Source organism: Bradyrhizobium sp. HKCCYLRH1034 (assembly GCF_051168375.1).
Classification (GTDB): Bacteria; Pseudomonadota; Alphaproteobacteria; order Rhizobiales; family Xanthobacteraceae; genus Bradyrhizobium.
In genome coordinates this window covers 43,739-62,611 of sequence record NZ_JBNPUW010000007.1, presented here as the reverse complement: position 1 = coordinate 62,611, position 18,873 = coordinate 43,739, and the positions used below count along the sequence as shown (strand labels likewise).

The following is an 18,873-nucleotide window of genomic DNA, read 5'->3' as shown; positions in this document are numbered from 1 at the left end:
TCGTCCATTTCCGGAATTTTACGGATGAATCCGGTTCTTTTGGAACCGGCCTCCTTGCAAGCGGCTTGCCTAATATGCTCGCCTGTCTTCTAATCCGGCATCCCATGGTCCCTCGAGGGGGATCTCAATGGACCATGGGTCACCTCGATGAATCCGGGGCCTGCGATCGGGTCATCGAAGGTTCAATAAGAAAAAGCACAAGACTGCGAGATAACAACAATGGCGGCCGACCGCGCACAAAACCTACAAGACACCTTTCTCAACCATGTCCGCAAGACCAAGACGCCGCTCACGATCTTCCTGGTCAATGGCGTGAAACTGCAGGGTATTGTCACATGGTTCGACAATTTCTGCCTGCTGCTCCGGCGCGACGGTCACTCGCAGCTCGTCTACAAGCATGCGATCTCCACCATCATGCCGGGCGCGCCGATCCAGTTGTTCGAAGGCGGCGAGGACGCGTCTGCGTGAGTGTGACCTGACGTGAGAGTGACCTGATTGGAACCCCGCGATCGCGAAGGGACCATCGGCCTGTCGAGGCCGGATGACAATAAGGGGACCGGGCTCGTCATCGTGGTCGGCCCCTACTTGCGAGCGCGCCGCGGCGACGATGGCGCGCAAGCAGGCCAATCCGACATGCGTGATTTCGAGGCACGGATCGACGAGGCGGCGGGCCTCGCGCGGGCCATCGACCTGACGGTGGCCGAGGCCATTCTCGCGCCGATCGGGCAAATCCGCCCTGCGACCTATCTCGGCAAGGGCAAGGTCGAAGAGATTGCGGGTGTGATCGCCGGCCATGGCGTCGAGCTGGTGGTGATGGATTGCGCGCTGTCGCCGATCCAGCAGCGAAACCTTGAGAAGGCCTGGAACACCAAGGTGCTCGACCGCACCGGCTTGATCCTGGAGATCTTCGGCCGCCGCGCCAAGACGAAGGAGGGCGCGCTGCAGGTCGAGCTCGCGCATCTCAACTATCAGCGCAGCCGTCTGGTGCGGTCTTGGACCCATCTCGAACGCCAGCGCGGCGGCTTCGGCTTCATGGGCGGTCCCGGCGAGACCCAGATCGAGGCCGACCGCCGCCTGATCGGCGACCGCATCACGCGGCTCGAGAACGAGTTGAAGAAGGTCCAGGCGACGCGGCGGCTGCATCGCGCCGGACGCCAGCGCGTGCCGTATCGCGTCGTGGCGCTGGTCGGCTACACCAATGCCGGCAAGTCGACGCTGTTCAATCGCCTGACGCGCGCCGACGTCCAGGCCGCCGACATGCTGTTCGCGACGCTTGACCCGACCTTGCGCGCGATCACGCTGCCGCATGGCGGCAAGGCGATGCTGTCGGACACCGTGGGCTTCATCTCCAACCTGCCGACGCAGCTCGTCGCCGCCTTCCGCGCCACGCTCGAGGAGGTGCTGGAGGCCGACGTGATCCTGCACGTCCGCGACATGTCGCACGAGGATGCCGAGGCGCAGCAGCACGATGTCGAGCTGGTGCTCAGCCAGCTCGGCATCGATCCCGAGGCCACCGACACCATCATCGAGGTCTGGAACAAGATCGACCGTCTCGACCAGGCAGCGCGCGAGAACCTCGCCAACATCGCCGGGCGTCGGCCGCCGGAGCGGCCATGCCTGCTGGTCTCGGCCCAGACCGGGGACGGCGTCGACGCGCTCCTGCAGACGATCGAGGACCGTCTCGCGGCGGCGCGGACCACGCTCGATCTCACCATCGACGCTGCCGACGGCGCCGGCATCTCCTGGCTGCATCGCAACGCCGAGGTGCTGGCCAAGGAGCTGAACGAAGGCCGCTACGACATGACCGTGCGCGTCGACGCCACCAAGCGCGACATCGTGGTCGAGCGCTATCACGGCGTGCCGCGGGTGGCGTGAAACAGTAAAGGTACCCGACCACTATCGATTGCCCCGCGATCGAGCGGCAATCATCCAAATCAGCTGATTTGAGCGCTTATTCTCTATATTCTTTGAGCGTCTCCGGCGGTCGCCTAGTAAGCCACATCAGCATCATCGCGCAGCAGAATCAAACGGATGCAGCCGATTGAACGGCTCTCACAGCCATCTCCGCTCATAGACGCAGATGACTTTACACATAGAAAACTTACAACTAAAACGTGTTAATTCTCAATATTGCCTTGTATCAAGAGCTGCCAACAGCCACGCCGTTCAGAAGCGCCTTTCGTCTAAATCAGATTATTTTGTCGAGCGACATGCGGGTTGCGCGTATGGCCTCAAGAGAAAAAATCCGACAGAGTGTCCGAACCTCGATCTTTATGAGATCGATTGGCCGCTGTGAGTACGGGGCTTGTGGGGAAATCGCAGCAAGATGGTCCAATGGGCACATCGAGATGATCGGCGAGCTCTGTCACATCCTGCCGGTGAATGAGGGTAGTCGATCCGAATTCAAAGCGTCGTTTCCGCACGTCGATCTCGATTCTGAGAACAACTTGATGCTGCTTTGCCGAAAGCACCATCACCTGATCGATCAAGAGAAGCCGAGCGAATACCCGCCGGCGATTCTTTTCCAGATGGTCATTAACAAGGCTCGTCACGTCGCCAGATTCGTGGACGACTTGTTTCAGAGTAGTCCATTTAGGTTCGACCACCACGAGTTGGCGCAAGATGTCAGGGTCGGTCGAATATATGACCTGATGAATGAGGCGACCCTGAGTGGACCAAAAGAGGGGCGCAGTCTTCTCCGGCAGGCAGAGCGTGTCCTGGGCGACATTGCGCTCAATCCCTTGGTTGAAACTGCCGTGCAATGGGTGGAGCTGGCGCGACTTGAGCTCAAAACTACGTTGTTGGAGAACGACTATTCCTCGTCTCGATGGGAGAAGGGGCTGCAGGCGAGCATCGCTATACTGAAAACGATAGTAGACCCGCGAAAAGTGCCCGTCGCGGTTTCGCTTATGCTGCTTTTCTTAAGGGATGAATACGGTGTATTCGATGCACAGAGAAAGCTAACGCTGGCGAAGTCGCTGAACGACAAGCTCGATTCCGTTAGTGGTTCAGCTGACGATCGTGACGCATTGGCTTATAGTTTAATTGTAAAGTCATCCGTGGTCAGGTGGCGAGGTCGCTTGCAGCGACTTCAATCACATCAAGAACGCTCGTTCAGCGAAGCTGAACGCTGCGCGAAACGCAGCCTTTCTCTCGTTAGATCCTCGTCGGCGTTGCTGCAGTCTTTGCTCGTGGAATACTCGAAAGCAAGATTGCTCCCCCTGAGGTCGGTCGCGGAGTACGATGAACGAATAGCCGCTATAGGCCAAACCTTAGAAAGCCCCGAGCTTTTAGAGTACGGCGCGGCTGCGAAATATCGTCCAATCTTCTATCGACAAACATTTCAATATACCAAGTCGATAGACGCATTTTGGACGGGCATCGATTTCGGATTTCGTCCTGCGTTGAGCCGTGTGGCACACGTCATAGGCGAGGCTTCGACTGCTGCATATTCGCAAGATCGAAGCAGAGGATTGACCATTGTGAATGATGCACTCTCGTTTCTTTCGGAGGCATTGCGTCAGGGATTCGATCATGCCCACAATTTCAAGGCTTGGATTGCTTGCAGGTCCATTGTGGATGAAAAGTGGTTCGATATTAATCTGTTATCCAAGTTTGAGGCTGATCTCGAAGCTCCGAACCAACTCGCGAACATCTTGACGGATGCGCGGCGGCGCTTTTTTGGACAAGACGCGTTCGGCCACGACGTGCTCTTCGGTGTCGATGAAGCAGAGTTCTGGACGATGCTAGGCACTTTGACTGCTCGTTGTAGATCTGATCTGGATCTCGCAATGCGGTTTTTCGAACGCGCCAGTCGCTATGGAGGGCATAGGTTTCCGATACATGCTGCACGTGTGCGGGCCTGCTTGCACGTGAAGCGTCTGGAGGAAGCACGGGCGCACCTGCTTAGGGCCCGGAGCGTGGCAAGCGCGCGATATGGGAGCGCAATCGCTGATCTAGAAGCATCCCTAGCCAGATTGGAAGAGTCACCTGGTCTGTCTCGAAGCTCGGCATGATGCATTTTGTACCTCGTGTCCAAGTTGCTTTCTCCGTGTCGTTCCACAGCTGTCGACACCTTCAGGCAAGACAGCGTCCAGAGTGGCCTCGTCTGCAGTGACCTTGCCCCCAAGTTTTATCCAGATCTGAGTTCGTTCGGGCGGTTTGATGTGTTCATCTGGGCGGTCGTAGCGGCGGGAGCTGGCGCGGAGCTCTCGGCATAGCGCAGCGCCAGATCCCGACGCGGATTGCAGGTGGCGGCGAACTCGGATGGCGTCTTCCATCCGAGCTGGGAGTGCGGCCGAGCGTCGTTATAGTCGGTCCGCCAGCATCGGAGCGCGACGCGGGCCTGAGCAAGCGAGGTGAACAGCGTCTCGTTCAGCAGTTCATCCCGCAGGCGACCGTTGAAGCTCTCGATGAAGGCGTTCTGCATGGGTTTGCCCGGCGCGATGTAGTGCCAGGCGACACGGCTCTGATCGGTCCATGTCAGGATGGCATTGCTCGTGAGCTCGCTGCCGTTGTCGCTCACCACCATCTTGGGCTTGCCGCGCTCGGCGACCAGCCGGTCCAGCTCCCGGGCGACCCGGGCGCCCGAGAGTGAAGTGTCGGCCACCAGCGCCAGGCACTCGCGGGTGCAGTCGTCGACCACGGTCAGGATGCGGAAGCGCCGGCCATCGGTCATCTGATCCGACACAAAGTCGAGTGACCAGCGATCATTCGGGAGCAGCGGCACCGTCATCGGCGCTCGCGTCCCGATAGCGCGCTTGCGGCCACCTCTGCGGCGCACCGTGAGCCGTTCCTCCCGGTACAGCCGGAACAGCTTCTTGTGATTGACCAGGTAGCCCTCCCGCTTGAGCATGACGTGCAGGCGACGATAGCCGAAGCGGCGACGCTCATGGGCGATCGCCCTCATGCGCTCCCGCAGCCCGGCATCATCGGCCCAGCTCGTCCGATATCTGACCGTCATGCGGCAACAGCCGATGGCTTTACACGCCCGCCGTTCGCTCATCCCGTGAACGCGCACGAGATGTGCGACAGCTCTCCGCTTCGCCGCAGGCGTCACCACTTCTTTCCCAGGAGATCCTTCAGGGCGGCATTGTCCAGCATGGCGTCCGCCAGCAGCCGCTTGAGCCGCGTGTTCTCGTCCTCCAGCGTCTTCAGACGCTTGGCCTCCGAGACGTCCATTCCGCCGAACTTGGCCTTCCACTTGTAAATGCTGGCGTCGCTCACGCCATGCTTGCGGCAGAGATCGGCGACCGGAACGCCAGCCTCGTGCTCCTTCAAAATCCCGATGATCTGCTCTTCCGTAAAGCGGCTGCGCTTCATGCTCTGGTCCTCGTTGGGCCAGAACGAACTTCAAACTGGATTAAGCCCCAGGGGCAAGGTCAGCAGGGACGAGTTCGATGTAGGCAAGGAGGTGTTGTAGATCGTCGTTGGCACCGCTCGACTGTCAAGAAGCGTGGCCTCGATCCCGCTGGGCTTCTCGCCAATCGTCACAGGTACCGCGCAGAAGGAGCGGTACGCGCTGATAGCGTCAAACGTGATGTCGTGGCGGAGCGGATTGTTGTTTGCTGCTGTGGGTAGGCCGCACTGGTCGTCTACATCTCTGCACAACTGACCGTCGCGCCGAATCAGGCCGCGCCATTTGGTCGCGCTCGATCGAACTAAAGCGGCGTGATGTCGACGTGCAGCACCGTGGCGCGACCGCCATCGACGGCTGCGATGCAGCGTTCGATGGCTGCATCGAGCGCCTCGGGATCGTCGACCCGCTCGCCATGGGCGCCGAATGCGCAGGCGATGTCGGCAAGACGACGCTGCTCGTCCTGACGGCCGGTGCAGAGCCGGGAAAGAAATGAGTCGGTCTGCTGTGCCACGCCGTCCGGATAGACGCGCTGAACCGATGCCTTCACCGCCTGCCATCCGTTGTTGTCGAGGATCACGGTCAGGATTGGCAGCTGATACTGCTGCGCTACGGCGTAGACGGAATCCGGCGCAGCGAAATGGTAGGCGCCGTCGCCGACGACCTGCACGACGCGGCGTGACGGATTGGCTAGCTTGAGTCCGAGCGCCATGCCGCCGCTGAAGCCGAGGCCGCCGCCGGCCAGGCCCACATAGGTCATCGGCTTGGTGCGGCGAAGCTGCTGTTGCAGGATTGGCGCGTTGCGGACCGCCTCGTTGAGGACGATGTCGTCCTCCAACAGCAGCGCCTGCAACCGCGCAAACAAATAGGCCGGGTTGATCGCTCCGATCCGGCCCTTCTGTGCAGCTGCAGATATCCGTTTCGCCTGCGCGGCCTCGCGTGCCGGCTGCCAGCTCGCGATCCGGTCGCGCACTCTCGTGAGATAGGCGTCGTCGCCACGGGCAACGATGATCTCCAGGACCTGCCGAAGAATGACGGCCGAATCGCCCTGAATGCGGAGGTCGGTGGCAAATCCCCACATCGGGATGTCCGCCTTCAGGGCGTCGATGTCGATCTGAATCCAGCGCAGCCGATCGGCCGCCTTCAGCATCTGCGGAATGAAGGGGACGTCGATGTCGATGAGCAGTCCGAGATCGGCGCCAGCAATAAGCGCGGCAGGGTCGGCGCCAGCAAAGCAAGGGGAGTCCTGGCAGATGTTCATCGTGATGGGATTGAACTCGGCGACCCGGATTCCGCAGACCAGCGCCAGCCGCTCCAGCACAGAGACGGCCTCGGCGGTGCGTCCGAGATAAGCGGTCAGTGCGATCGGATTGTCCGCCTTCATCAGCGCGTCCGCGATCGCCTTCGCGCGTTCCGGCTCGATGCCTCCCGCTTTGACGCTGCCATAGCGCGCGGCCGGGTAGGCCGGCATCGCCTGTTCGTCCCAGGTCTCGGCAAGGGTTTCTCGCGGCAGCATCATGTAGACCGGGCCGGGCGGATCGCTGTGCATGAACGCGGCAGCGCGGGCCACCGCCTCCTTGACGACGACGCCCGACGGCAGCGTGTATTCCCATTTGACATAGGGCCGCACGACGCTGCCCTGATCGAAGCTCTCCTGCACGAAGTGGACGTAGGTGTCACGTCCTCCCGGCAGCTCGCCATGCAGCGCGAACGGAGCCCGCCCAGCGAACAGCAGCACCGGCAGCCGGTAGCGAAAGGCGTTCTGAATGCCCATGCACGCGTTCGCCGTGCCGGCATCGACGTGGACGAACACGGCCTGACCGCGGCCGGTCGCGCTCGCATGGCCCATCGCCATGTGCACCGCGACCACCTCGTGGGGGCACAGGATCACCTCGGGGTGCCGTCGACCTTCGCTGTCCCAGCGTGCAAGTTCCTCGATCAGCGAGACATGATCGGTGCCGAGATTGGCAAAGATGTAGTCGATGCCGCTCTCGACGAGCGCCTCGAGGAAGTAGTGCGCGGTGGTGTGGCGTGTCATGGCGCGCTGGCGAGGATCAGGCGACGACGGCATTGTCACGGCGCACGGCCTCAGCCTGGATTGTGAGGCCGCGCAGGCGGTCCAACAGATCGTCGGGCTCCTGAGGTGCGGCCGCGCCGCGCCAGGCGATGTGCGAATCCGGTCGCACCACGAGCAGGCTGTCAGCGAAGTCGTAGCCGGCCTTGGCCCGGTCGACGTCGACGAGCGTCAAGGGAACGCCCTGGCGGGCTGCGGCCGCGACCAGCGCCTCGGCATTGATGGTTGGATCGAACCGGACCAGCGTATAGGCCGGGCCGAGCGCGTCGAGCAGCGAGCGGCCATCGGCGAGCCACACATGCGGGGAGCGTGCGCCCGGCACGGTCGACGCGGTGAAATGGCCCATGCCGTAGGGCGGCGGCGTCTCGCCATCGTACGAAATGGCCGGTGACCGGTCGTAGTAGTAGCCGAAGTTCAGGCCGGAGCAGCAATATTGCTGCACGTTGAGGTCGTAGGCCGCCTGTCCCACCTTGCGGCGCGCCTCATCGCCCACGGGGCCGTCCATTTCGACTTCGGCAGGCACGCTGCGTCGCTGGCTCATCACGGCGAGCGCATGGTTCATCGCGAAGTGCGACACCTGCTCGGTGATCGGCTGCCGCTCCGCCTCATAGGCGTCCAGCAGGGCAGGGGCAGCCCAGCCGTGCAGCACGCCGGCGAGCATCCAGCACAGGTCGACCGCATCGGCGATCCCGGCATTCATGCCGTAGCCCGCATAGGGAATCCACAGATGCGCCGCATCGCCACAGATGAAGGCACGGCGATCGCGAAAGCGATCCGCCACCAGGCGGCGTCCGATCCAGTCCTCCTTGCTGATGACCTCGTACTCGAAACGGTCGTCGACACCGAGAATGGTGCGCAACGCCCAATCGCGATCGACACTGTCGAATTCGACTTCCTCGGCCGCGAGGTGGTTGTGGATCAGCCAGTTGTCGCGGCCGTCGATGGAGACGGTGGTGCCGCAGCGCCGCGGGTTGAGCGACATCGTCATCCAGGCCGGCTTCTGGGTGATCAGGTCCTTCAGCGCAGGGGCATGGATGTAGGTCGACTGCACCCGCTGCACGACATCGGTGCCGCTGAGCCGCGCGCCGATCAGCTTGCGCACCGCGGAGCGGCCACCGTCGCAGCCAATCAGATAATCGGCCGAAATGGTGATGTCTCGGCCGGCGTCGAGATCGCGTGCCCGCGCGATCACGCCGTTTTCATCCTGGTCGAACCGATCGACCTCGACGCGGTTCAGGATCGTGATGCCGCGTTGCGCCTCGGCGCAAGCGAACAGGATGGGCTCGAGATAGATCTGGTTGATGCGATGGGGCGGCTCGGGCGTCGGCCAATCGGTGTCGGGCCCACCGGTCGCCGTATAGCGGTCCTTGCGGGACGGAATCGGGATGCGCGTCAGCTCGCGGCCGACGACCGTGGTGCGATAGGCGCAGTCGTTGGGAAAGTCGGCCGGCAGGCCGCCTTCGCGCACTTGTTGGACGATGCCAAGGCGGCGGAACACCTCCATCGAGCGCGCGGAGACGTGGTTGCATTTTACGTTGGGCGGCTCTCCGGCGCGCCTGATCTCCGCGACCACGACCTCGATGCCGCGCGAGGCGAGATCCATGGCGGCGGTCAGTCCGACCGGACCGGCGCCCACGATGAGCACCTGGGTTTGAATCGTCTTCATGTCAGTTCTCTTCTGCTCTGAACCTAGGCACGCTCGGCTGTCGAAAGCGCATCCCGCTGCGTGCCGTCGGCGGTCGGAAGACTGCCGCGCATGCCGAGGACGGCAAGGGCCAGGATCACCAGTGCCGAGAACAGTTGCGGCACCGCGCTGGCCTGAAACAGCGAGGACACGTCCCATTTCGCCGCGAGCATCAACCCGCCGATCGTGACGCCGAGGATCGAGCCGAAGCGGCCGATGCCCAGTGCCCAGCCGATGCCGGTGCCGCGGATGTAGGTCGGATAGATGCGCGCCGCGTAGGCGTTGCAGCCGATCTGTCCGCCGATCACCGCGACGCCGGCAATGAAGACGGCCGGCACGAGAATCGGCAACGAGGCTCCCGCGATACCGATGGTGATGATCGAGAGGAAGCCGGCAACGTAGGTCGCGAACAGGACGCGATCGAAGCCGAACTTTTCGATCAGCAGGCCGAGCCCGACGGTGCCAAGCATGCCGCCGAGCTGGAAGGCGATGCCGACGGCGATCGCCGCCTGGACGTCAAGCCCGACACCATGTGTGAGCGTCGGCAGCCAGCTGTTGAGGAAATAGATGTCCATCATGTTCATGAAGAACATCACCCACAGCAGCAGGGTCGGGAGCAGGCGCCGCTTGGTGAACAACTGCGGCAGCAGGAAGCCCTTGCCGCTCTCCTCGATGATCGTAAAGCGCGCGTCGGCGGGGAGGCGGTCCGACGGATCGATCCGGCTCAGCAGCGCGCGCACGCGAACATTCTTGTTGTGGTCGAGAGCCAGCAGCGAGAGCGATTCCGGCAGCCAGATAATGAGAACCGGACAGAGGATGAGCGGCAGAATGCCGCCGATGAGAAAGATGATCTGCCAGCCATAGGCGGTGATGAGCTTCGCCGCGACCGCTCCGCCGATCGCCGATCCGAGCGACACCGTCATGAACATCAGCATGATCAACAGGGTCCTGCGACGCTGCGGCGAATATTCGCCGGTCAGAGCGATCGTGTTGGGCAGGACGCCGCCGAGCCCGAGGCCGGTGAGGAACCGAATGATGACGAGGTCGGATACGCTGGTGGCCTGGGTGGTCGCCAGCGATCCCAGCGCGAACACGAGAACCCCGGCGACGACGAGCCATTTGCGCCCGAGATAGTCGGCCAGCGCGCCGAACACCAGCGAGCCGATCATCACGCCGAACAGGGACGCACCGAACACGGGCCCCAACGCGCCCGGCGCCAGATGCAGGTCCTTGCTGAGGGCAGGGGCGACGAAGCCGAGCGCCTGGGCATCGAAGCCGTCGAGCCCGACGACCAGCGCGCACAGGCAGATCACCCTGATCTGGAAGCCCGACAGCGGCCGATCGTCGACGTAGCGCGTGAGATTGATCGCTTGCGTCAAATGTCCCTCCCCATGTGCTTGTTGTTGCCTGGCGCGCTTCGCAGCAGCCGCCGGCTGTTTGCAAATATGTTGCATGATCAAACTCTTTCGATTAGCCACAAAATTCTCATTCATTCATGAGGAAAGCTAATGCCCCCGACCTTGCGGCAATTGGAGGCCCTGGTCCTGGTGTATCGGCTCGGCAGCATCACCAGGGCCGCCGCCGAGCTGCGCGTCACGCAGTCGGCGATCAGCCTGCTGATCCGGCAGATCGAGGAGAACTTTCAGCTCAAGCTGTTCGATCGCACGACGCGGGCGCTGCACCCGACGGCGGCCTGCCGTGAGGCGATCACCGCCGCGGAACGCATCCTGGCGGGGACGCAGGGGCTGTCGCAGCGGATGCGCGACCTTGCCGAGATCAAGGCCGGCCGAATTTCCATCGCGGTCTCAGCGGGCGTCGCGTCGGCGCTGCTTCCACGCGTGTTTGCGACGTTTCGATCGCGCCATCCCGAGGTGAGGATCGATCTGCGTGATGTCGCGCCCGACGAACTCCTCGCGATCGTGATGGCCGGGCACGCGGAGTTCGGCCTCGGCAGCGTCGAGGACGACGGCGTGCCGGAGGTCAGGATCGATACACTGATGCAAAGTCCGCTCTCGGCGATCGGCATCAAGGACGGCCGGTTCGAGAAGCACCGCCGTCTGACCTGGGACGGCATCATGAGCTCCGATCTGATCACGATTCGTCACGGCACGCGCATCCGCCGTCAGATCGACGAAGCGCTGGCGCAGACGGGGCGGGCGCTGAAGCCGGCGTGGGAGGTGTCGCTGATCACGACCGCGCTGGCGCTCACGGCGGAGGGCGCCGGCATCAGCATCCTGCCCGCGCACATGCTGCCGAAGGCACAATTTCCGACGCTTGCCGCGATCCCGCTGTCGCAGCCGACGATCCATCGGCATGTCTCGCTGCTGAGCCGCGCCGACTTTGGATTGTCGCCGGCCGCGCAGCGCTTCGTCGAGATCGCAAAGGCCGTGCTGTCGCGGAAGGGCGGCTGATCACGGCTTCGGAGACGGGGACGCTACTTCTCCAGTCGCTTCGCCTCGTTCCACAATTCGTCCATCTCGTCGAGCGACGCTTGTTCGAGTGTACGGCCCTTGGCCGTCAGCGCCTGTTCGATGTGCGCAAAACGGCGCTCGAACTTGGCGTTGGTGCCCCGCAACGCGGTCTCCGGATCCACCTCGGCATGGCGGGCAAGATTGACCAGCGCGAACAGGAGATCGCCGGTCTCCTCGGTCAGCTCGGTCGCATCCTTGTTGTCGAGCGCGGCCTCGATCTCGTCGGCTTCCTCGCGGATCTTCTGCAACACCGCGCGCGGATCGTTCCAGTCGAAACCGACGGTCGCGGCCTTGCGCTGCAGCTCCATCGCGCGGACCAGCGCAGGCTGTCCGGCCTTGATGCCTGACAGCAGTGAGGACTTGCCCGTCTGCGCCTCGGGCGGCCGCCGCGCGGCGCGCTCGGCCTTCTCCTCGGCCTTGATGCGGTCCCATGTGCCTTTGGTGGGCTGAGTGACGTTGCCGTCCTTGTCCGGGAACACATGCGGATGGCGGCGGATCATCTTCTTCGTGATGCCCTCGACGACGTCGCCGAATGCAAACGCGCCTTGTTCTTCGGCGATGCGGGCGTGATAGACCACCTGCAGCAGGAGATCGCCGAGCTCCTCGCGCAGATCGTCGAGATCGTCGCGCGTGATCGCATCGGCCACCTCATAAGCTTCCTCGATGGTGTAGGGCGCGATGGTCCGGAACGTCTGCTCGATATCCCACGGGCAGCCGGTGACCGGCGTGCGCAGCGCCGCCATGATCTCGATCAGGCGTGAGATGTCGCGGGAGGGGATCATGGGCAGGTCCTGACAGCATCGTTCGATCGTGTCCTGTATGCCCCAAGCCGCGCGCGGCTCCCAGCAAAAAGGGCGATTACGCGGGATCGCTCCGCGGGTTGGCCCGATCCGTCGATGATGCTAAGCGGGGGGCCATGAGTGAGCAGGACACGACAGCCCTGGTGCTGTTCTCGGGCGGGCAGGATTCCACGACGTGCCTGGCCTGGGCGCTCGACCGCTTCGCGCGCGTCGAGACGATCGGATTCGCCTACGGCCAGCGCCATGCGATCGAGCTCGCCTGCCGCGACCGGCTGGTCGAGGGCATCGCGCGCCTGCGTCCCGACTGGGCGGCAAAGCTCGGCGACAGCCACACGCTGGACATTCCAACGCTGGCTGCGATCTCCGAGACGGCGCTGACGCGCGACGTCGCGATCGAGATGGGCGCTGACGGCCTGCCCAACACCTTCGTGCCGGGCCGCAATCTGGTGTTCCTGACCTTTGCGGCGGCGCTCGCCTATCGCCGCGGCATCCGCCACATCGTCGGCGGCATGTGCGAGACGGACTATTCGGGCTATCCTGACTGCCGCGACGAAACCATCAAGGCGCTGCAGAGCGCGCTGAGCCTGGGCATGGCGCGCGCGTTCGAGCTGCACACGCCGCTGATGTGGCTGTCGAAGGCCGCGACCTGGCAGTTGGCGCATGATCTCGGCGGCACCGGGCTCGTGGACCTGATCCGCGACCGGTCGCACACCTGTTATCTCGGCGAGCGCGGCGCACGGCACGATTGGGGGCATGGCTGCGGACAGTGTCCCGCCTGCGAGCTGCGCGCCAAAGGATGGCGCGAATACATCGCGGCGGGCGGGCCATCCTGAATCGGAAGCGGGGCCTTCGGGCCCCGCGGAGAGTTGCGCGACAGGCGAGCGCTCAGGCGGCTTCGTTGTCCGACGGCTCACGCTGGCTGACGATGACGAGATCCGCATCGGCGAGGTCGTGGCCGTCATCGGCCTCACTGGCTGCGGCGGAGGCCGCCTGCGCGACGAGGCGCGCGGTGATGTCGTGATTGGCGTCCTTGCCGCTCTTCTCCCAGGCAGGCGCGTTCAGCACCACGATGTCGTCGTCGTGGGCGGCACCGTCGTGATCGGCGGGCACGATCGACGGCGACTTCACCGGCTTGTCGACGATACGCAGGGTCGGGGCCTCGGCTTCGACCGGCTCCGCTGCGGCCGGTTCGTCCTCGGCCATTTCTGCCTGCTCCGGCGCCGGGTCGACGGCCTCTTCGGCGGGAGCATCCGTGTCGGCGCTCGCAGCGCTGGCCACCGCCTCGGCGGCTTCGGCAGGCTGTTCGGCGGCCGCGGCAAGGCTCTCTGTGGCCGGCGCATCATCATGCGGCGCGAGGCCGAGATGCTGCGAGATCTCCTTGATCACGCGGTCGATCGCCACCAGCACGCGATATTCCGGGATCGAGGCCATGTGCTGCTCGAACCGGTTGCGCGCATATTGCAGCGAGTCGATCACGTCGGTGGCGATGGAGGAGCCCGACGCTTCGGTGCCGTGCAGGGCTCCGGCGGCCTTCTCGGTCGAGCTCTCGATCAGCAGGAAGGCCTCGTATTGCGGAATCGATTTGAGCTTCTCATGATAGTCCTGACGCACGCCGGCGAGCGTGTCGACGATGGTGGCGAACTCTGGCGCGGGCATTTTCAACGTCCCCTCAACTTCGGCAAAGAAGATGCGGGACGCTACGGACGCACTGATGAATGTTCAATTTCGAACGAATACGGCTGTTCGTGGCATGAATAGCCGGCCGTTAAGACCGCACCATCAAAAGCAGGATCGCCCGCTCACCGGGCATTAAGCATCCTCGGGACGCCTGCGAAACGCTCAGCCGGCAAAATCCTCGGGCCGGAGCTCGATGGGCTTGCCATGTGGGGTGCGATCGGCCGCGTGATCCCAGGCGTCGCGGTAGCGCGCGAGCGCATCGGCGGAGGTGACGCCCTTCTCGGCGACCAGACGTTCGAGCGTCGCCAGCCAGTGTCGATAATACGTATCGCCGCAATCGGCGTCGCCGGCCGCTTGCGCGCGTGAAATCTCCTGGGCGAGCGCGGCGGCCCATTCGGGCCAGGTGAACAGCCCGCGGGCGTGCAGCGTGACGGCCATCGCGAAGGCGTGCGCTTCCCACGGCTCGCGAAATACGGGCCCGCTGTCATCGACGGGAATGCCGGGCAGGGCGCGCGTCGCCGCGACCGCCGCCTCACGGTCGGGTGTCATCGGGCTGGCTCCAGATAGGGCTCGAAAGCGTCGACCGTAACCTCCAGCAGCGGATCGGGCGCATCGGCCCACAGCTCGGCACCGCTGAACGCCACCGTGTAGAGCCATTGCGGATCTTCGCCGCCGCCATGGGCGTTGCTGTCCGGAAACACGTGCATGCCTCTGACCGCCGCGACGCGGCCGAGATGGCCCCGCACGTAGCGCGGCAGCCGCGTGTGCGTCGACGGATGGATGTCCTTGGCCCGTACACTGTCGCCGACGGCGAACAGCGCCGGCTGCGTCGCCACGCGTTCGGTCGGGCCACCGCGACGCAGTGTCGGCGCGACGGCATCTGCAGTGAGGATCTTGGCGACGGGCTTGGCCGGATGCAGCACCTTGCCGGCGGCGATCTCATCGGCGTCGACCAGATGCCGCTCCTGCATCAGCCGTTCCAGGCCCGCGAGCCAGATCTGGTAGTAGCTCATGCCGAGGTAGTCGTCCGGCGGACGGTTCTCGCGCGCGAACCGCGACATGTCGATGTTCCAGCCGCCGGGGGGCGCCATCGCCAGCGTCATGGCGAACGCGCGGCGCTCCCATTCGGCGTGAAACACCGGCTCGTTCGGCTCGGGGCGGACCGGACCGAAGCCGGCGACGCCGCCCATGTCATGCGCACCATCCATCAGCGGCCTACCTCGTTCGGTTGCTTCGGCAGGCCGGTGCCGATCATACTGTCGCGCGTGACGAGCTCGGCGAGCCGCTCCGCGCTCCAGCCGTCGGTCCCCGCGGGACGCATCGGCAGCACGAAATAGCGGACCTCGGCCGTCGAATCCCACACCCGGATCTTCGTCGTCGGCGGCAAGTCGAAGCCGAAATCCTTTAGGACGCCGCGCGGATCCTTCACCGCCTTGGCGCGATAGGGCGCCGCCTTGTACCAGACCGGCGGCAGGCCGAGCACGGGCCACGGATAACAGGAGCACAGCGTGCACACGACCATGTTGTGCAGATCCGGCGTGTTCTCGACCGCCACGATGTGCTCGCCCTGGCGGCCGGCATAGCCGAGCTCGCCGATCGCCGGCGTGGCGTCGGCAAGAAGGCGTGCCCGATAGGCCGGGTCGGTCCAGGCACGCGCCACGACCTGGGCGCCGTTGCGGGGACCGACCTTGCTCTCATAGGTCTCGATGAGCACGTCGAGCGCAGCGGGATCGATATATCCCTTCTCGGTCAAGATGCTTTCGAGCGCGCGGACCCGCAGATCGGTCTCGGACAGGTCCGAGTGATCGTGCGGATGGTCGTGATGGTGGTCGTGATCCGTCATGGCACAACCATAGGCGTAATCCGGCACCGCTGTCGAGCCGAGGACGTTACAAACCGACGGTGCGAGCAGTCGCGTTTCAACGCCGCCGCAGCCGTGCGGCGGTCACAATGCCGAGCGCGGCGCCGTCGGTCTTTGACGCGCCGATTCCGGACGCAGATGTGATCGAGGCCGCTCCCTTGCCGCCACCTCGGGCTGTTCAAATCGGAGCGCAGATATGGTTCGTAATGCTTTCGCCGTCCCGATCGGGCACGATAGCAACAGAGGTTTGAGGTTCATCAATGCCGAACGACGTCTCCCGCCGTGATCTTGCAAAGCTGGCCGGGCTGGCCGCCCTCGGGGCGGCCAATGGCCCGGCGCAAGCGGAGGAGGGCGCGGTGAAGGAGGATGCCGGGCGGCGGTTTCCCGCCGATTTCGTGTGGGGGACGGCGACGTCGTCGTACCAGATCGAGGGCGGGGCCACGGCCGATGGCCGTGGGCCGTCGATCTGGGACGTGTTCACGCATTTGCAGGGCAACATCGAGGACGGCAGCACCGGCGACGTCGCCTGCGATCACTACAACCGCTACAAGGACGACGTGCGGCTGATCAAGGAGCTCGGCTGCCGGGCCTATCGGTTCTCGATCGCCTGGCCCCGGCTGTTTCCCGACGGGGGGCTGACTCCCAATCCGAAGGGCCTCGACTTCTACAACCGCCTCGTCGACGAGCTCCTGGCCAACGGCATCACGCCGTACGCAACGCTGTATCATTGGGATCTGCCGCAGGCGCTGCAGGACCGGGTCGGCGGCTGGCTCTCGGTCGACACGGCCAGGGCCTTTGCGCACTATGCGGGCTACGTCGCCGAGCATCTCGGCGACCGTGTGAAGACCATCTTCACCATCAACGAATGCGGCCGCTTCGTTCCGTTCGGCTATGGCCTCGGCGTCGACGCGCCCGGGCTGAAGCTGCCGCAGCAGCAGGTCAACCAGGCGCGCCATCACGTGGCGCTGGCGCACGGTCTCGCCGTCCAGGCCATCCGCTCCGGCGGGCGCGCCGGCATGCGCGTCGGCATGGCCGAGAACATCACGGCCTGCCTGCCGGCGATCGACACGCCGGAGAACATCCGCGCCGCCGAGATCGCGACGCGCGAATTGAATGCCGGCTTCCTCAACGTCATCCTCGAGGGGCGCTACACGGAGGGTTTCCTGGCGTGGTCCGGCAAGGATGCGCCGAAATTCACCGCCGACGAACTGAAGATCATTTCGGCGCCGGTCGATTTCGTCGGCCTCAACATCTACGCGCCGCAAGCCTATGTCGTCGCGTCGGACCGCGCGGCCGGATTCGACGTGCTGCCGATGCCGTCCTCGTTCCCGCACATGAGCTCACCCTGGCTGCTGGTCGGTCCGGAGACGGCCTATTGGGTGCCGAAGCTCGCCGCCAAGATCTGGAATCTCCAGACCATCTACATCACCGAGAACGGCACCTCCTCGGACGACAAGCTGACCGCCGATGGCAAGGTCCACGACCTCGACCGCGTGATGTATCTGCGCAACTATCTCGCCCAGCTGCAGCGCGCAACGTCCGAGGGCGTGCCCGTGAAGGGCTACTTCCTGTGGAGCCTGCTGGACAATTTCGAGTGGGTGTTCGGCTACAAGCAGCGCTTCGGCATCTATCACGTCGACTTCGACACCCAGGTGCGCACGCCCAAGCTCAGCGCGTCGTACTACCATCACGTGATCAGCCGCAACGCCGTGAGCGCGTGAAGCGCCGCGACGCCACCCGGGGTCCCGTCGGGCGCAGTCCGCGCCATTCAGGCGGCCGATGTGCCGTCGGCATCCGACGCATTGAGTGTCGGCGCGCCGGCCTTCACGTCGCGATTGCAAATCCATGATGCGGAAAGCACACCTCGTGCGACTCTTTTGCGCGCATGCCGTTTTCGTGGCGAAAGCTGGCTGCCGATGACGTAAACCGGCAATCTGCCGGCCCCTCAAGCGAGTTTTCCAGCATGCAAGTTTCCGTTGTTTGTCCGCCAGCCGTCCGCGCGGGCGTTCTGTTCTGCGTCCTCGGAGTGATCGCTGGCTCCAGCGCCTGGGCCCAGGGAGCCGCGAACGATGCGGCCAAGCCCGCCACGGAGCAGTCTGCCGCGCCGACGGCCGAAAAGCCCGTAGAGTCCGAGCCGAAACCCGCGGTTGCTCAAACTAGGCCCGCCGAGCAGCCCTCGGATGCCGCCGGCAAGCTTGCGGCCGAGCCTAAGAAGACGGCCGAGAAGCCCGGCGAGCCAGCCGCTGCGGACACCAAGCCCGTTCAGGCCACAGACAGCGCGAGCCAGCAGCCGGCGGACAAAGTATCAACCGAAAAAACCGCGACGGATGCTGCGGCCGAGAGCAAGCCGGCCGAGGCCAAATCCGAGACCAAGGTCGAACCGAACTCCGGCACCGACGTCGGCCAGAAGCCGGCCGTGACCGAGTCGAAACCGGCAGAGCCCGCTCCGGCCGTTCAGCCCGCCGCCGTCGCCAAGGACGCGCCCGCACCGGAGAAAGCCGAAGAGAAGGCTGCGGAGAGCAAGCCCGCAGCCGCGGCGCCCGCCGAAAAGCCGGCTGCCGCCGCCGAGGTGAAGCCCGCGGTTGCGCCGGCCGAGCCCAAGACATCCGCGCCGCCGGCCGCAGTTTCTTCCGCGGCCACGCCGGGGAAGGCGGCTGCGAAGCAGGACACCGCGTCCCCGTCGGCCAAGCCCGGACGGCACGGCCACGCGCATGCCCAACATGCCGAGGACGACGCCAAGCCCGCCAAGCGCGAGCACCGGGCCCGCAAGCCGAAGAGCGAAATCAAGCGGGAGGCGAAGAGGCGGGGTGTGAACTGCAAGAGCTTCCGCACCTATGACGCGGAGAAGGGCATCTACCGCGGCTACGACGGGCGCGTTCACACCTGCTCGTAACGGGCCGATAAGGGGCCGATCGGCAAGCGCGCGGATCGGCGGCGGCCAAGACCGCCA

General features: G+C 64.5%; 16 protein-coding genes. 7 read left to right on the top strand and 9 right to left on the bottom strand.

Annotated elements, in window-relative coordinates:
- The first annotated feature begins 219 nt into the window (after positions 1-219).
- The 3 genes from hfq to ACQR0W_RS18025 all read left to right on the top strand — a co-directional run bounded on the left by hfq (position 220) and on the right by ACQR0W_RS18025 (position 4,016).
- The gene (gene hfq, locus ACQR0W_RS18035; protein ID WP_006613906.1) at positions 220-468 is read left to right on the top strand and encodes an RNA chaperone Hfq; all 249 of its coding nucleotides are present in this window, start codon (positions 220-222) and stop codon (positions 466-468) included.
- Between the two features lie 27 nt (positions 469-495).
- Entirely contained in the window at positions 496-1,875 is a 1,380-nt protein-coding gene (gene hflX / locus ACQR0W_RS18030; RefSeq protein ID WP_315711897.1) for a GTPase HflX, read from the top strand.
- 473 nt (positions 1,876-2,348) lie between these two features.
- Positions 2,349-4,016 carry an HNH endonuclease signature motif containing protein gene (locus ACQR0W_RS18025; RefSeq protein ID WP_315751122.1) on the top strand — a complete coding sequence of 556 codons (1,668 nt, stop codon included), beginning with the start codon at positions 2,349-2,351 and terminating at the stop codon, positions 4,014-4,016.
- A 116-nt stretch (positions 4,017-4,132) separates the two neighbouring features.
- On the opposite strand, the gene ACQR0W_RS18020 is transcribed toward ACQR0W_RS18025, so the two are convergent.
- From ACQR0W_RS18020 to ACQR0W_RS18005, 4 genes are all read right to left on the bottom strand, one after another.
- Positions 4,133-5,322, bottom strand: a protein-coding gene (locus ACQR0W_RS18020) for an IS3 family transposase (protein ID WP_434840752.1) whose coding sequence is annotated in 2 segments (ribosomal slippage) — positions 4,133-5,073 and positions 5,073-5,322 — 1,191 coding nt in all. Because the reading frame shifts where the segments join, the coding sequence is not laid out codon by codon here.
- A 338-nt stretch (positions 5,323-5,660) separates the two neighbouring features.
- Positions 5,661-7,394: a thiamine pyrophosphate-requiring protein gene (locus tag ACQR0W_RS18015; RefSeq protein WP_316235154.1), complete on the bottom strand. Its 1,734-nt coding sequence runs from the start codon at positions 7,392-7,394 to the stop codon at positions 5,661-5,663.
- Positions 7,395-7,410: 16 nt separating this feature from the next.
- On the bottom strand, positions 7,411-9,096 hold the full coding sequence (locus tag ACQR0W_RS18010) for an FAD-dependent oxidoreductase (protein ID WP_434840753.1): 1,686 nt from the start codon (positions 9,094-9,096) through the stop codon (positions 7,411-7,413).
- A 23-nt stretch (positions 9,097-9,119) separates the two neighbouring features.
- Positions 9,120-10,493 carry an MFS transporter gene (locus tag ACQR0W_RS18005; protein ID WP_316172030.1) on the bottom strand — a complete coding sequence of 458 codons (1,374 nt, stop codon included), beginning with the start codon at positions 10,491-10,493 and terminating at the stop codon, positions 9,120-9,122.
- Positions 10,494-10,622: 129 nt separating this feature from the next.
- Between ACQR0W_RS18005 and ACQR0W_RS18000 the strand changes: the two genes are divergently transcribed.
- Positions 10,623-11,525 carry a LysR family transcriptional regulator gene (locus tag ACQR0W_RS18000; protein WP_316172031.1) on the top strand — a complete coding sequence of 301 codons (903 nt, stop codon included), beginning with the start codon at positions 10,623-10,625 and terminating at the stop codon, positions 11,523-11,525.
- Positions 11,526-11,548: 23 nt separating this feature from the next.
- Here ACQR0W_RS18000 and mazG read toward each other — a convergent pair whose 3' ends face one another.
- The gene (gene mazG, locus ACQR0W_RS17995; RefSeq protein ID WP_315751542.1) at positions 11,549-12,367 is read right to left on the bottom strand and encodes a nucleoside triphosphate pyrophosphohydrolase; all 819 of its coding nucleotides are present in this window, start codon (positions 12,365-12,367) and stop codon (positions 11,549-11,551) included.
- A gap of 134 nt (positions 12,368-12,501) precedes the next feature.
- Between mazG and queC the strand changes: the two genes are divergently transcribed.
- Positions 12,502-13,218: a 7-cyano-7-deazaguanine synthase QueC gene (gene queC / locus ACQR0W_RS17990; RefSeq protein ID WP_316167993.1), complete on the top strand. Its 717-nt coding sequence runs from the start codon at positions 12,502-12,504 to the stop codon at positions 13,216-13,218.
- A 52-nt stretch (positions 13,219-13,270) separates the two neighbouring features.
- On the opposite strand, the gene ACQR0W_RS17985 is transcribed toward queC, so the two are convergent.
- The 4 genes from ACQR0W_RS17985 to nthA all read right to left on the bottom strand — a co-directional run bounded on the left by ACQR0W_RS17985 (position 13,271) and on the right by nthA (position 15,905).
- On the bottom strand, positions 13,271-14,041 hold the full coding sequence (locus ACQR0W_RS17985; protein ID WP_316172032.1) for a hypothetical protein: 771 nt from the start codon (positions 14,039-14,041) through the stop codon (positions 13,271-13,273).
- 183 nt (positions 14,042-14,224) lie between these two features.
- Positions 14,225-14,611 carry a nitrile hydratase accessory protein gene (locus tag ACQR0W_RS17980; RefSeq protein WP_316187122.1) on the bottom strand — a complete coding sequence of 129 codons (387 nt, stop codon included), beginning with the start codon at positions 14,609-14,611 and terminating at the stop codon, positions 14,225-14,227.
- Positions 14,608-15,270 carry a nitrile hydratase subunit beta gene (gene nthB, locus ACQR0W_RS17975; protein WP_316187121.1) on the bottom strand — a complete coding sequence of 221 codons (663 nt, stop codon included), beginning with the start codon at positions 15,268-15,270 and terminating at the stop codon, positions 14,608-14,610. Before nthB ends, ACQR0W_RS17980 begins: the two co-directional genes overlap by 4 nt.
- Entirely contained in the window at positions 15,270-15,905 is a 636-nt protein-coding gene (gene nthA / locus ACQR0W_RS17970; protein WP_316187120.1) for a nitrile hydratase subunit alpha, read from the bottom strand. The genes nthB and nthA overlap by 1 nt, the downstream gene beginning before the upstream one ends.
- Before the next feature lie 278 nt (positions 15,906-16,183).
- Between nthA and ACQR0W_RS17965 the strand changes: the two genes are divergently transcribed.
- Both ACQR0W_RS17965 and ACQR0W_RS17960 read left to right on the top strand, forming a co-directional pair.
- Positions 16,184-17,644, top strand: coding sequence for a GH1 family beta-glucosidase (locus tag ACQR0W_RS17965; RefSeq protein WP_315711917.1), 1,461 nt, complete (start codon positions 16,184-16,186; stop codon positions 17,642-17,644).
- Positions 17,645-17,886: 242 nt separating this feature from the next.
- Positions 17,887-18,816: a hypothetical protein gene (locus ACQR0W_RS17960; protein WP_316187119.1), complete on the top strand. Its 930-nt coding sequence runs from the start codon at positions 17,887-17,889 to the stop codon at positions 18,814-18,816.
- Positions 18,817-18,873 lie beyond the last annotated feature (57 nt).

Excerpts from the sequence above, each read along its gene's own strand:
- ACQR0W_RS18015 (WP_316235154.1), bottom strand. The coding sequence starts at position 7,394 with ATGACACGCCACACCACCGCGCACTACTTCCTCGAGGCGCTCGTCGAG.
- ACQR0W_RS18025 (WP_315751122.1), top strand. The coding sequence starts at position 2,349 with ATGATCGGCGAGCTCTGTCACATCCTGCCGGTGAATGAGGGTAGTCGA.
- ACQR0W_RS17980 (WP_316187122.1), bottom strand. The coding sequence starts at position 14,611 with ATGACACCCGACCGTGAGGCGGCGGTCGCGGCGACGCGCGCCCTGCCC.
- ACQR0W_RS17985 (WP_316172032.1), bottom strand. The coding sequence starts at position 14,041 with ATGCCCGCGCCAGAGTTCGCCACCATCGTCGACACGCTCGCCGGCGTG.
- hfq (WP_006613906.1), top strand. The coding sequence starts at position 220 with ATGGCGGCCGACCGCGCACAAAACCTACAAGACACCTTTCTCAACCAT.
- ACQR0W_RS18000 (WP_316172031.1), top strand. The coding sequence starts at position 10,623 with ATGCCCCCGACCTTGCGGCAATTGGAGGCCCTGGTCCTGGTGTATCGG.
- nthB (WP_316187121.1), bottom strand. The coding sequence starts at position 15,270 with ATGGATGGTGCGCATGACATGGGCGGCGTCGCCGGCTTCGGTCCGGTC.
- nthA (WP_316187120.1), bottom strand. The coding sequence starts at position 15,905 with ATGACGGATCACGACCACCATCACGACCATCCGCACGATCACTCGGAC.
- mazG (WP_315751542.1), bottom strand. The coding sequence starts at position 12,367 with ATGATCCCCTCCCGCGACATCTCACGCCTGATCGAGATCATGGCGGCG.
- queC (WP_316167993.1), top strand. The coding sequence starts at position 12,502 with ATGAGTGAGCAGGACACGACAGCCCTGGTGCTGTTCTCGGGCGGGCAG.
- ACQR0W_RS17965 (WP_315711917.1), top strand. The coding sequence starts at position 16,184 with ATGCCGAACGACGTCTCCCGCCGTGATCTTGCAAAGCTGGCCGGGCTG.
- ACQR0W_RS17960 (WP_316187119.1), top strand. The coding sequence starts at position 17,887 with ATGCAAGTTTCCGTTGTTTGTCCGCCAGCCGTCCGCGCGGGCGTTCTG.
- ACQR0W_RS18010 (WP_434840753.1), bottom strand. The coding sequence starts at position 9,096 with ATGAAGACGATTCAAACCCAGGTGCTCATCGTGGGCGCCGGTCCGGTC.